Raw genomic sequence first — 12,289 nt, 5'->3', positions numbered from 1 at the left:
GGGCCGGAGCGGGTCCGGTGCCGGGCCGGTGCCTACAGCTGGATCCACTCCTTGGCCGTCGTCACCCGCTCCAGTATCTCGTCGAGGGGCTCCACGCCGAGCCCTGCCCCGGTGGGCACGTCGAGGTGACCGTCGGCGAGTTCGAACGGCTCGGTCACGTCCGTGGCGAAGTACCGGCTCGACCCCGAGGTGTCGCCGGGGAGGGTGAAGCCGGGCAGCGCGGCGAGGGCGACGTTGGCGGCGCGGCCGAGGCCGGTCTCCAGCATCCCCCCGCACCACACGGGGACGCCGTGGGCCACACAGACGTCGTGGATGGCCTTGGCCTCCAGGTAGCCGCCGACGCGGCCCGGCTTGACGTTGATGATGGAGGCGGCGCCCAGCGTGATCGCCGCGGCGGCGTCCTCGGCGGACTCGATCGACTCGTCCAGGCAGACCGGCGTACGCAGCCGCTTCGCGAGCGCCGCGTGCTGGACGAGGTCGTCGTCGGCCAGCGGCTGCTCGATGAGCAGCAGGTCGAAGTCGTCCAGCTTGGCGAGCTGCCTGGTGTCGGCCAGGGTGTAGGCGGCGTTGGCGTCCACCTGGAGCAGCAGATCGTCACCGAACCGCTCGCGCACCGCGCGCACCGGCGCCACGTCCCAGCCCGGCTCGATCTTGAGCTTGATGCGGACGTACCCCTCGTCGATGAACCCGCCCACCGAGTCGAGGAGTTGCGGGACCGAGTCCATGATGCCGACTGACACCCCGCACGGCACCCGCTCGCGCTCGGCGCCGAGGTAGGCGCCGAACGACTGCCCCGTGGCGCGCAACTGCGCGTCGAGCACGGCCGTCTCCAGGGCGGCCTTGGCCATCTTGTGCCCCTTGAAGGGCTTCAGCGCGCGCTTCACCGCGTGCGCGTCCGCCGCGGCGGGCAGGGCGGGGATGAGGAAGCGGCGCAGCACTTCGGCCGCCCCGTCGACGTACTCGGAGCAGTAGCGCGGCTCCGACATGGCGACGCACTCGCCCCAGCCCTCGCTGTCGGGCGTGACCACGCGCACGAGCAGGACGTCGCGCGCGGTCTCCACGCCGAAGGAGGTACGGAACGGCGCCCGCAGGGGCATCGCGATCCGGCGCAGTTCGATTCCGGTGATCTTCATGGTGCGGGCTCCTGAGAAGGGAGGCGGGAGGAGGGAGGAGGGAGAGGGGTACGGCAAGGGCAGGGGGAGGCGCGCCGTGGCGGCGCGCCTCAGACCGTGGTGTCGCGGACGACCACGTACGAGGAGCGGTCGTGGAAGCCGGTGACCGCGGCCCCCGTGGCGAGCAGCCCGCCGAGCACCTCGCGCAGCGCGAGCCGCCACGCCTTGGCGGCCCCCGGGTCGGCGCGGCGCAGCGCCTCGATATCGGGCGGGACGCCGACCAGCAGGGCGGGGGCGTCGAGCCGGCCGACGACCGGCAGCCCGTCCCGCGCCGCGAGGGCGGTCACCGTGCCGGCGGGGACGGTCACGGGGAGCGGGGCCGAGGCCGCGGCGGCGACCACCGCGGGGTCGGACAGCTCCCAGGCGCACAGGGCGCGGTCGGTGTCGTCGCCGCCGTTGATCGCGTCGTCCATGGGGCCGTAGAAGCTGGTGAGGTACTCCACCGGGCGCGCGCCCAGCTTGGTGAGGTTGAAGTGGGCGTTGCGACGCACCAGCGGGTCGTAGGTCCAGGTGATCCTGGAGAGGCCGCGGGCCAGCGCCCACTCGCGCTGGTGCCGCTTCAGGGCGAGGCCCGCCGCGTGGCCGGGCAGCGCGCCGGTGACGTGCGAGTGCAGTGCCTGGCCTGCCGGAGCCGCGAAGAAGGCGACGGCCGCGCCGACCAGGCGGCCGTCGGCGTACGCGCCCGCGACGTAGTTGCCGGCGTGCGACAGCGCCCGCATCTGCTCGACGCCCATGGGCGAGCCGCCGGGGCCCGAGCCCCAGATGCGCTCGAAGAGGGCGTTGACCGCCTCCAGATCGGGCAGATCGTGCAGTTCTCGTACGGAGAGGTCACTCACCGGGCCACCCCCTCGGTCCGGCCCCGGACGGTGGGCGCGCTCACCGGGCCACCTCCTCGACCAGGGCCGCCAGGAGCCGTGCCCGGGGCACCATCTCGGCGACGATCACGTGCTCGTGGTCGGCGTGCGCCCCGCCGCCCACGGCACCGAGGCCGTCCAGCGTCGGGCAGCCGAACCCGGCGGTGAAGTTGCCGTCGGACGCCCCGCCGACCGCGGCGGAGCGCAGCGGCCCGATGCCCTGACGCGCGGCGATCGCGCTCGCCCGCTCGAACAGGCCGGCGGACGAGGCGGCTTCGAGCGGCGGCCTGTTGGGCCCGCCGCGCACCTCGAGACGCGCCCCGGGAACCGGCACCTTCAGTTGCCGTATCGCGGCGTCCACCGACTTCTGCGCGTCCAGGGTGGGTACGCGTACGTCGACGCAGACGGTGGCCTCGGCCGGCACCGTGTTGGTCGTCGAGCCCGCCCAGGACATGGTCGGCGTCACGGTGGTCCGCCAGTCCTCGGGCGCCCCGGTGTTGACCTCGGCGGCCAGCTCCTCCAGGGCGAGGGTGACGTGCGCGGCCCCGATCGCCGCGTTGATCCCCTTGTCGGGTTCGAGACCGGAGTGGGCCGCCTTGCCGTGCACCACCAGTTCGTAGGCGGACGTCCCCTTGCGGCCGGTCTTGACCGCGCCACCGTCCGCGGAGGCCTCCAGGACGAAGGTCGCCACGCACTGCCGCGCCGTCTCCTCGATGAGCGCCAGTGACGTGTCCGAGCCGACCTCCTCGTCCCCGGTCACCAGCACGCACACCCCCTCCAGGGAGGGCAGCGAACCCAGCGCGTGGAACATCTGCACGAGCCCGGCCTTCATGTCGAAGATGCCGGGGCCGCGTGCGACGCCGTCCTGGAGCGACCACGGATGGGTGACGAGCGAACCCATGGGCCACACGGTGTCGTGGTGGCCGAGGAGCAGGACCTTCGGTGTGCCGAACGTCCACCGCAGGTGGGTGACCCCGTCCACGACGATCCGCTCGGGCGGTGCGCCGAGGTGCCGGGCGCCCTGCGCGGCCACGATGTCGGCGCTGTGCGCCACGGCGTCCAGGTCCGCGGAGAAGGACTCGCAGACCACCAGTTCCCGCAGGTCCGCGACCATCGCGGAGAGCTGGTCGGCGGGTGTGGCCGTCGGTGTGTCACTCACAGGGACCTCCCATTCGAAAGCATGCTGGCGATGCTAAGGGAGACCGATGATCAACGGTTCGTCGTGCCGGACCAAGGTGAGCGGCTCGGTTCGTCCCTATGGACCAACCGCGGTGCACGGGTCCATGCCGTCACGGGCGCCAGTACAGCGCCGGATCGGGGTGGTCGACGAAGCCGAGACCGCGGTAGAGCGGCTCGCCGTCGGCCGATGCGTACAGGTCCACCCGGGAGGCGCCCTGTTCGCGGAACCAGTCGAGCAGGGTGCGCATGATGGCGCGGCTGTGGCCGCGCCGCCGGTACGCGGGGTCGGTGACCACGCCGATCACATGGCCGACGCGGCCGTTGCGGTTGTGCGGTCCGGGAAACCACTCCTCGACGGTTCCGATGGCGCAGGCGGCGAGGCCCTGATCGCCGTCCACGACCAGGATGCGCGCGTTCTCGCAGGCCAGCTTCGCCGCCAGGACGGCGGCGAGGTCGTGACGCCGGTCGCCGGGGGCTGAAGTAGTCGCCGCCGCGGACTTGGACCACGTCGGGGCCGTGCTCGACGCGTGGGAGAAGGTCGTCGACGCCACCGAGGAGCAGGAGCGTGCCGCCCTCGCCAACCGCATGCTCGCCGAGTCCACCGCCCACCCGAGGCTCCGACACCTCCCGCACCGGGCGGCAGCGCTACTGCTCCCACCGGTGCGCCAACCGTGACGCGGTCCGTCGTCACCGGGCGCGCACCCCGTCGCCGTAACCGTGGCGGCCGGCCTGCCGGAAAACGCGGTTGATCGTCCGCGGCCACCGCGATAGGAAGGCGGGATGACGACTCTCGGCATGGTGTTCCGTCCCCAACTCCCGCCCGAGCGGCTGCGCGACATGGTGCGCGAGGCCGAGGCGGCGGGCCTCGCGGAGCTGTGGCTCTGGGAGGACTGCTTCCTGGAGAGCGGGATCGCCAGTGCCGCCGCGGCGCTCGCCTGGTCCGAGCGGCTGCGCGTGGGGGTCGGCCTGCTTCCCGTACCCCTGCGCAACGTGGCGCTGGCCACGATGGAGGCGGCCACCCTGCACCGGCTCTTCCCCGGCCGGGTCATGCTCGGGGTGGGTCATGGCGTACAGGACTGGATGGGGCAGGTGGGCGCGCGGGCCGAGTCCCCGCTGACGCTGCTGCGCGAACACCTGGACGCCATGCGGGCGTTGCTCGCGGGCGAGCGCGTCACCACCGAGGGCCGGTACGTACGCCTTGACGGTGTCGCCCTCGACTGGCCGCCCGCCGCGGCGCCCGCCGTCTACGCGGGTGCGCGCGGCCCCCGCTCGGTGCGGCTCACCGGAGAGGCCGCGGACGGCACCATCCTGGACGCCAGTACCCCGCCGGACGGCGTGCGCCGGGCACGGCAGCTCATCGACGAGGGCCGGGAGGCCGCGGGCCGCACGGACCAGGCGCACCCCGTGGTGGTCTACCTCCACGCCGCGACCGGACCCGACGCGCGCGCACGCCTGGACGCCGAGCTGCGCCGCGACGGCAACGAGGACGTGCCGGGACTCGGCGTGGCGGGCGACGCCGAGGACGTGGTGAAGGCGGTCGTCCGGCTGGCCGAGGCGGGCGCCGACACCGTGGTCCTCCAGCCCACCGCCGATGAGCCGGACCCCGAGGGCTACGTCCGCTTCGTCACCGACCAGGTCGGCCCGCTGCTGCCCTGACCGGGGCCCACCCCGCGCCCCCGGGGCGGGCGGACCATAGGCTCGGCCCCATGCACAGAGGAGAGAACGGAAGACAGGGCCAGGGCGACGAGGTGGCCGCCGGGGCCGCGTCGCTGGACCTGAACCAGCTCCGGACCTTCCTCGCGGTCTACCGTTCCGGCTCCTTCACGGCCGCCGCCCACCTCCTGGGTCTCTCGCAGCCCACCGTCACCGCCCAGATCCGTTCCCTGGAGCGCCGGCTCGACCGTGAGCTGTTCGCGCGGACGCCGCGCGGCGCGGCCCCGGCGCCGTTCGCCGACGAGCTGGCCGCCCGCATCGGCGAGCCCCTGGACGCCCTGGCCGAGGTCGCGGGCCACGGCGGCGACGGCAAGGCCGAGCCGGTCCATGTGGCGGGCCCGGCGGAGTTCCTCTCCCACAGCGTGCTGCCCGGCCTCGGGCCCCTGGTGGAGAAGGGGGTGCGGCTGCGGATCACGACGGGCCTCACCGACGACCTCCTGGCGGAGCTGCGCTCGGGCCGGCACGACCTGGTCATCGCCACGGCCCGGCCTCGCGGGCGCGCGCTCGCCTCCGTGCCGCTCGCGGACGAGGAGTTCGTGCTGGTCGCGGGCGCTTCGTGGGCGGCGCGGATCGGCGGCCGGGGAAAGATCGCCGCCGACGGCCCCGCGGTGCTGCACCGCGTGCCCCTGGTGGCCTACGCCGAGGACCTGCCCATCGTCCGGCGCTACTGGCGGCACGTCTACGGCAGGCGCCTGGTGTGCCAGCCGGCGCTCACCATGCCCGACCTGCGGGCGGTCAAGGCCGCCGTGGTGGGCGGAGCGGGGTTCAGCGTGCTGCCCCGCTATCTGTGCCTGGACGAACTGGCCTCGGGGGCGCTGGTCCTGCTCGACGACCCCGACGACCCGCCCATCAACACCGGCTACCTCGTGCAGCGCCCCGGCTCGTCGGAGAACCCGCACGTGGCCCTCGTCCGCGATCACCTGCTGGCGTCGGTGCGCGCCCAGGACTGAGGGGGGTCACACGTCCTGCCGCTCCGCGGGCGCGAGCCGGAGACCGTTCTCCCAGATCTTGTTCAGCGTCGTCACGAGCCGCTCGTACGGAATGCGCTGGCCGAGCACGAACACCAGGTAGGCCATGCGGCTCACCATGACGGACAGGGCGTGCGCGGTGACCAGCGGGTCGAGGCTCGTGTCGGCCTCGCCGTTCTCCTGGAGGGTGCGGATGAGCTTGGCGTTGCGCCGGGCGAAGGCGTTGCCCCGCTCGATGCGCAGCGCCATGAACTCCTCGTCGACCTGCGCGACCTGCTCGAAGAGCGCCATGAGCCGCGCGTTCTTCTTGTACGCCCGCAGGTACTCACGGTTGGAGGCGTCGATCAGCTCGCGGGGATCGGTGATCCCGGTGCGCTCGCGCAGATGCGGGTGCAGCATCTCCTCCTGCACCTGCTCGACGAGCGCCCGGAAGATCTCTTCCTTGCTGTTGAAGTACGTGTAGAAGGACCCGGAGGCGACCTGTGCCGCCTTGGAGATGTCCGTGATCCGGGCGTCCAGGTAGCCGTCGCGCTCGAAGACCTCGCGGGCGGCGGCGATCAGCGCGTTGCGCGTCCTGACGCCGCGCGCGCTGCGGGGCGTGATCGGTTGCTTCTGGCCGCCGTCCGCGGCCGGGGCCTGGGCAGCCACCGCCATCCATTCACTGTCGTTCGAAACCGTACGTAACCGGAGGCAGCGGATGTTATCAGCCGACCGTGGAGAGGAAGCCGAGGAGCGCGGCGTTCACCTCTTCCGGCCGCTCCTGCTGGATCCAGTGGCCCGCGCCGTCGAGGACGACGTGTCCGCGCAGGTCGGTCAGTATCCGGTCGAGCCCCTTGGCGGGCATGAACTGCCCGACGACGTCCTGGGAACCGGTGACGAACAGTGAGGGGCAGTCGATGGTGCGGCCCTCGTGGTGCTCGGTGAGCGCCCAGTTGCGGTCCAGGTTGCGGTAGTAGTTGAGCCCGCCGGTGAAGCCGGTCTCCGTGAACGTGTCGACGTAGTACGCGAGTTCCTCCTCGCTCAGCCACCGGGGCGCCACCGCCTCCTCGTCCACGCGGGCGGCCCACCTGTCGGAGTAGATCTCCCGCGCGGTCATCGTCCTGCGCACGTTGCGGCTCAGCGCGCGGTCCGCGACGCCCGGCTCCTGGAACCACGCCATGTAGAAGTCGTCGCCCATGCGCGAACGCAGGATCGGCAGGGGCGGGGCGGGGGCCCGCGGGGTGACCGGCACGCTCATGCCGGCCACGGCCCGCACCCGCTCGGGGCGCTCCAGGGCCATGTTCCACACCACGGAGGCGCCCCAGTCGTGCCCCACGAAGACGGCGTCGTCGGCGCCCACGTCGTCGAGGAGCCCCGCCAGGTCGCCGCAGAGCGTCAGGATGTCGTACGCCCCGACGTCGGCGGGACGCCCGCTGCCCCCGTAGCCGCGCATGTCGGGGACGAGGACCCGGTACCCCGCGTCGGCGAGCGCGAAGAGCTGGTGGCGCCAGGAGAACGCCAGCTCCGGAAAGCCGTGGCACAGCACCACCGGCGGCCTGCCCGGCCGCGCCTCGCCGTGGTCGAACACCCGCAGCGTGATGTCACCCGCGGTCACCTCGCGGGTCGCGACGCGCTGCCAGTCGCCGACCGGAATGTGTGTCGTCATGCGCAGGGCTCCTGTCGCCTCGCCGGTGTTGAACTTGACGTTGGATTCGAATGTACAGGGAGCCGCGGACGGTGCGGGGTGTGCCGGGTGGCGTCCGGTCACCATTGAACATGAACCCGGATTCAAGTACGGTCCGCGGTAAGACGCGACGACGGCGGGACCACGGCTCGGGCAGGGGGACGGCGATGAGTGACCGGGCGGTGCTCTTCGACTTCGGCGGCGTGCTCACCACCAGCGTGGTCACCGCCTTCGCCGAGCTCGGCGCGGAGCTGGGCGGCGACCCGGGGCTACCGCTGCGGCTCCTCTCGCGGGACCGCGAAAGCTCCGCGCTGCTCGTGGCGCACGAGGAAGGGCGCATCGGCGAGCGGGAGTTCGAGGACGGCTTCGCGGCCCGGCTGCGGGCGCACGGCCTGGCGGTCGAGGGCCCCGGCCTGGTGAGCCGCTTGCAGGCACGGCTGCGCCCGGACCACGGCATGATCGCCCTCGTGGCCCGGCTGCGGGCCGACGGCCACCGCGTCGGACTGCTCTCCAACTCCCTGGGCGACGACTGCTACGCGGGCTTCGACCTGCCCGCGATGTTCGACGCCGTCACGGTCTCCGGCCGGATCGGCGTGCGCAAGCCCTCGCGCCGGGCGTACGCGATCGCCTGCGAGCGGCTCGGCGCCCCGCCCGAGGCCACCGTCATGGTGGACGATCTGCGGCAGAACATCGACGCGGCGGCGCGGCTCGGCATCGCGGGAGTGGTACACCGTGACGCGGCCACGACGACCGCGGAACTGGCGCGGCTCCTCGGCGCCACGCGCACGCACAGCAACAGGCACAGCAACGGGCACAGCAACAGGCACAGCCGATAACAGCACCGTGGGAGGACCCCGTGTTCGACGTCAGTGACAGGGCCAAGGAGTACCAGGAGCGGCTGCTCGCCTTCATGGACGAGCACATCTACCCGGCCGAGGCGGTGTACGAGGCGCAGATGGCGGAGTCCGGCGACCCGCACTTCCACCCGCCGGTGCTCGAAGAGCTCAAGACCGAGGCGAAGAAGCAGGGCCTGTGGAACCTCTTCCACCCGCACCCGGAGTGGGGCCCCGGTCTGACCAACCTGGAGTACGCCACGCTCGCCGAGATCATGGGCCGCAGCGCGCACCTCGCCCCCGAGGCCACCAACTGCAACGCCCCGGACACCGGCAACATGGAGGTCCTCACCCTCTTCGGCACCGAAGAGCACAAGGAGAAGTGGCTCAAGCCGCTGCTCGCGGGTGAGATCGCCTCCGCGTTCGCGATGACCGAACCCGCCGTGGCCAGCTCCGACGCCCGCAACATCGAGATGCGCATGGTGCGCGACGGCGACGACTACGTCCTCAACGGCCGCAAGTGGTGGACCTCCAACGCCCTGCACAAGAACTGCCGGGTGCTCATCGTGATGGGCAAGACCGACCCGGAAGGGCCGAGCCACCGGCAGCAGAGCATGATGGTCGTCCCGCTGGACACCCCGGGCGTCACCGTCCTGCGCAACCTGCCCGTCTTCGGCTACCAGGACCGCGAGGGCCACGCCGAGGTGCTCTTCGAGGACGTACGCGTCCCGCACACCGCCCTGCTCGCGGGCGAGGGCGACGGCTTCATGATCAGCCAGGCCCGGCTCGGCCCCGGCCGCATCCACCACTGCATGCGCACGATCGGCATGGCCGAGCGCGCCCTCGACCTGATGATCGACCGCGCCCAGTCCCGTACGACGTTCGGCGCGCCCCTCGCCGACCGGGCCAACATCCAGGACTGGATCGCCGAGTCCCGCATCGAGATCGAGATGGCCCGGCTGCTCACGCTCAAGGCCGCGCATCTGATGGACACCGTCGGCAACAAGGAGGCCCGTACCGAGATCGCCGCGATCAAGGTCGCCGCGCCCCAGGCGGCCCTGAAGGTCATCGACCGCGCGATCCAGGTGCACGGTGGCGGGGGAGTCTCCGACGACTTCCCGCTCGCGAGCATGTACGCGCACCTGCGCACCCTGCGTCTTGCCGACGGCCCCGACGAGGTGCACAAGCGGAGCATCGCCCTGCGGGAGCTGCGCCGCCGCGCGACCGAGCGGAACGCCGGGTGAGCGGGCCGCTGGAGGGCAAGGTCGCCCTGGTCACCGGTGCCTCGCGGGGCATCGGCCTGGCGGCGGCCGCGGCCCTGCGGGACCGCGGCGCGCAGGTGGTGATCACCTCGCGCAGCGAGGAGCGGGCAAAGGAGGCGGCGGCCCGGCTCGGCGACGGCGTGACCGGCTTCGGCGCGCACGCCACCGACGAGGAGGCCGCCCGCGCCTGCGTCGAGCACGTCGTGGCGTCGTACGGACGGCTCGACGTCCTGGTCAACAACGCCGGTACGAACCCCGCCCACGGCCCGGTCATCGACCAGGACCACGCCCGTTTCGCCAAGACCATGGACGTCAACCTGTGGGCGCCGATCCTGTGGACGTCGCTCGCGGTGAAGGCGTGGATGGGCGAGCACGGCGGCTCGATCGTCAACACCGCCTCGATCGGCGGTCTCTCGGTCGCCCACGACGTCGGCGTCTACCACGTCTCCAAGGCCGCGCTCATCCACCTCACCAAGCAGCTCGCGCTGGAACTCGGCCCGAAGGTACGCGTGAACGCCATCGCGCCCGGCGTCGTACGGACCAGGCTCGCCGAGGCGCTCTGGCAGGAGAACGAGACGCGGATCGCCGCGGCCACCCCGCTCGGCCGCATCGGCGAGCCCGAGGACCTGGGGGAGGCCGTGGCGTTCCTCGCCGGCGACGGGGCGCGCTGGATCACCGGGGAGACCCTCGTCGTCGACGGAGGACAACTGCTGGGCAACGGCGCCCTCTGAGCGCCGCCGCCCCCCGGGGTCAGGCGGGGAGCGCGTCGACGGTCGCCACCACCGTGCCGAACAGGTCGGTGACGGCCGTCAGCGCGGCGCTCTGGAGGGCGTCGGCGGACAGGACCGTGCCGTCCGGGGCGGCGAGCGGCCGGGTGGCGGTGGCCTCGGCGACGACGGTCGGCCGGTAGCCGCGGTTGAAGGCGCCCTGAGCGGTGTAGTTGACGCACATGTGCGTCATGAACCCGGCGAGTACGAGGTCCTTGCCGCCGTCCGGGGCGAAGCCCAGGCCGCTGAGCGTCTTCTCCAGATCCGTGCCGTGGAAGGCGTCGGGGACCTGCTTGACCACCACGGTCTCACCGTCCACCGGGGCCACCTCGTCGATGATGGCCCCGATGTGGGCGCGGATGTCGTACGGGGTGTTCTCGCCGCCGTCGTTGACGACGTGGACGACCGGCGTACCCGCGGCACGGGCCCGTGCGAGCAGCCGGGCGCCCGCCGCGAGCGCCGCGTCGGCGCCGGGCAGGGCCATGACGCCGGTGCGGTAGGTGTTCTGGAAGTCGATCATGACCAGGGCGCTCTCGCCGAGGCGGGGCGGCCGGCCGTCCAGACCGATCACGTCACGCAGGGTCGTGGAGGGGCGGTCGGTGCTCATGAGGTGCCTTTCGTTGAGGGGCAGACGGGTCTGCCCACAGGTGTGAGGCCGCGGGAGTGCCCGCGGCTGCTCGCCGTGAGGGAGAGTCGTCGAGAGGGCGGCGGTGGGGTCAGCTGGTCCGGACGCGGAAGCGGCGGCGGTAGGCGCCGGGTGTGCTGGCCAACTGCCGGCGGAACGCCCGGTGCAGCGTCTCGACCGAGCCGAGTCCGGACGCGGCGGCGACCTGTTCCAGGGAGCGGTCGGTGCCTTCGAGCAGCCGGCGGGCGGCCTCCACCCGGGCGGCCTCGACATAGTCGGCGGCGCTGGTGCCCGTCTCCTGTTTGAAGACCCGCGCGAAGTGCCGCTCGCTCAGACACATCCGGGCGGCGAGCGCCGCCGCCGACAGGTCCTCCGCGAGGTGGTCGGCGATGAAGGCCCGGAGCGCGTCGATGTCCCTGCGGGCCGACGCGGGGAGGCTGAGCGGTACGGAGAACTGGCTCTGGCCGCCCTGGCGCTTGAGGTACATCACGAGCTGCCGGGCCACCGCGAGGGCGACCTCCTCGCCTTGGTCCTCGGCCACCAGGGCGAGCGCCAGGTCCAGGCAGGCGCTGATCCCGGCCCCGGTCCACAGCCGCCCGTGGTCCGTCCGTACGTAGATGGGGTCGGGGTCGACCGTGACGGCCGGGTGGTCGGCGGCGAGCTGGGCGGCGGTCGACCAGTGCGTGGTCGCCGTCTTGCCGTCCAGGAGCCCGGCCGCGGCGAGCAGGTGGGCGCCCACGCACACCGAGGCCACCCGCCGGGTCCGCGGGGCGGTCGCCGCCAGCCACGCCACGACCTCGGCGTCGATGCGGGCGACGGGCCCGTCGTCGGTCATGTCGACCGCGCCGGGCACCAGGAGGGTGTCGACCCGTCCGCCGGTCTCGGCGAACGCCAGATCGGTGAGCAGCCGCACGCCCGCCGACGTGCGGACCGCACCGGCCTCGGGCCCCGCGAGCAGGACCTCGTAGCCGGCGCGGCCCCCGGTCTCCCGGTTGGCCAGCGAGAAGACCTCGGCAGGGCCTGTGACGTCGAGCAGATCGACATCGGGGAAGACCGCGATGACGACGCGGTGTGTGGTGGGCATGCGGCCATCCTCGCGGGCGCCCCGGGACGACCGCAATGACGATTCCCTGTCACATCCGGACATGGCGCCGGTCCGGGTGTCCGGGCACACGGAAGCGGGGGGGGGGGGGGGGGGGGGGAAATAGAAGGGGAAGAGGACCTCCTCCCCCCGAGAGCCGGAAGAGGGAGGT

General features: G+C 72.9%; 13 protein-coding genes and 1 pseudogene. 6 read left to right on the top strand and 8 right to left on the bottom strand.

The window, feature by feature from the left end:
- Nucleotides 1-32 precede the first annotated feature (32 nt).
- From menC to ACZ6JY_RS25210, 4 genes are all read right to left on the bottom strand, one after another.
- Nucleotides 33-1,133 (bottom strand): o-succinylbenzoate synthase, encoded by a 1,101-nt coding sequence (menC, locus tag ACZ6JY_RS25225; protein ID WP_469199082.1) that lies wholly within the window; start codon nucleotides 1,131-1,133, stop codon nucleotides 33-35.
- Nucleotides 1,134-1,222: 89 nt separating this feature from the next.
- A complete protein-coding gene (locus ACZ6JY_RS25220) occupies nucleotides 1,223-2,008 on the bottom strand; it encodes a GNAT family N-acetyltransferase (RefSeq protein WP_469199080.1) in 786 nt (261 codons plus the stop codon).
- A 40-nt stretch (nucleotides 2,009-2,048) separates the two neighbouring features.
- A complete protein-coding gene (locus ACZ6JY_RS25215; protein WP_469199419.1) occupies nucleotides 2,049-3,140 on the bottom strand; it encodes a M20 family metallopeptidase in 1,092 nt (363 codons plus the stop codon).
- Between the two features lie 175 nt (nucleotides 3,141-3,315).
- Nucleotides 3,316-3,792 (bottom strand): GNAT family N-acetyltransferase, encoded by a 477-nt coding sequence (locus ACZ6JY_RS25210; protein ID WP_469199078.1) that lies wholly within the window; start codon nucleotides 3,790-3,792, stop codon nucleotides 3,316-3,318.
- Between ACZ6JY_RS25210 and ACZ6JY_RS25205 the strand changes: the two are divergent.
- The 3 genes and pseudogenes from ACZ6JY_RS25205 to ACZ6JY_RS25195 form a co-directional block, all read left to right on the top strand.
- Nucleotides 3,695-3,920, top strand: a pseudogene (locus ACZ6JY_RS25205) (CGNR zinc finger domain-containing protein); the annotation flags it as partial. The gene ACZ6JY_RS25210 and the pseudogene ACZ6JY_RS25205 overlap by 98 nt on opposite strands.
- 65 nt (nucleotides 3,921-3,985) lie before the next feature.
- Complete coding sequence (locus ACZ6JY_RS25200) at nucleotides 3,986-4,861, top strand: LLM class flavin-dependent oxidoreductase (RefSeq protein ID WP_469199076.1); 876 nt, start codon at nucleotides 3,986-3,988, stop codon at nucleotides 4,859-4,861.
- 50 nt (nucleotides 4,862-4,911) lie between these two features.
- Complete coding sequence (locus ACZ6JY_RS25195) at nucleotides 4,912-5,868, top strand: LysR family transcriptional regulator (protein WP_469199074.1); 957 nt, start codon at nucleotides 4,912-4,914, stop codon at nucleotides 5,866-5,868.
- A 6-nt stretch (nucleotides 5,869-5,874) separates the two neighbouring features.
- On the opposite strand, the gene ACZ6JY_RS25190 is transcribed toward ACZ6JY_RS25195, so the two are convergent.
- Complete coding sequence (locus tag ACZ6JY_RS25190) at nucleotides 5,875-6,540, bottom strand: TetR/AcrR family transcriptional regulator (RefSeq protein WP_469199072.1); 666 nt, start codon at nucleotides 6,538-6,540, stop codon at nucleotides 5,875-5,877.
- Between the two features lie 49 nt (nucleotides 6,541-6,589).
- Nucleotides 6,590-7,531 (bottom strand): alpha/beta fold hydrolase, encoded by a 942-nt coding sequence (locus ACZ6JY_RS25185; protein WP_469199070.1) that lies wholly within the window; start codon nucleotides 7,529-7,531, stop codon nucleotides 6,590-6,592.
- A gap of 185 nt (nucleotides 7,532-7,716) precedes the next feature.
- Here ACZ6JY_RS25185 and ACZ6JY_RS25180 point away from each other — a divergent pair, with 185 nt between their 5' ends.
- The 3 genes from ACZ6JY_RS25180 to ACZ6JY_RS25170 are packed head-to-tail and all read left to right on the top strand — an operon-like array spanning nucleotide 7,717 to nucleotide 10,375.
- Nucleotides 7,717-8,385, top strand: a complete 669-nt coding sequence (locus tag ACZ6JY_RS25180; protein WP_469199068.1) for an HAD family hydrolase — start codon at nucleotides 7,717-7,719, stop codon at nucleotides 8,383-8,385.
- 20 nt (nucleotides 8,386-8,405) lie between these two features.
- The gene (locus tag ACZ6JY_RS25175; protein WP_469199066.1) at nucleotides 8,406-9,626 is read left to right on the top strand and encodes an acyl-CoA dehydrogenase family protein; all 1,221 of its coding nucleotides are present in this window, start codon (nucleotides 8,406-8,408) and stop codon (nucleotides 9,624-9,626) included.
- On the top strand, nucleotides 9,623-10,375 hold the full coding sequence (locus ACZ6JY_RS25170) for an SDR family oxidoreductase (RefSeq protein WP_469199064.1): 753 nt from the start codon (nucleotides 9,623-9,625) through the stop codon (nucleotides 10,373-10,375). The genes ACZ6JY_RS25175 and ACZ6JY_RS25170 overlap by 4 nt, the downstream gene beginning before the upstream one ends.
- Before the next feature lie 19 nt (nucleotides 10,376-10,394).
- On the opposite strand, the gene ACZ6JY_RS25165 is transcribed toward ACZ6JY_RS25170, so the two are convergent.
- Nucleotides 10,395-11,018, bottom strand: coding sequence for an isochorismatase family protein (locus ACZ6JY_RS25165; RefSeq protein ID WP_469199062.1), 624 nt, complete (start codon nucleotides 11,016-11,018; stop codon nucleotides 10,395-10,397).
- Nucleotides 11,019-11,127: 109 nt separating this feature from the next.
- On the bottom strand, nucleotides 11,128-12,120 hold the full coding sequence (locus ACZ6JY_RS25160; RefSeq protein ID WP_469199060.1) for a GlxA family transcriptional regulator: 993 nt from the start codon (nucleotides 12,118-12,120) through the stop codon (nucleotides 11,128-11,130).
- Nucleotides 12,121-12,289 lie beyond the last annotated feature (169 nt).

The organism is Streptomyces sp. NPDC046335, from assembly GCF_055587985.1.
Note: the sequence above shows the minus strand (reverse complement) of the source record. Positions and strands in the feature narration are given on the sequence as shown.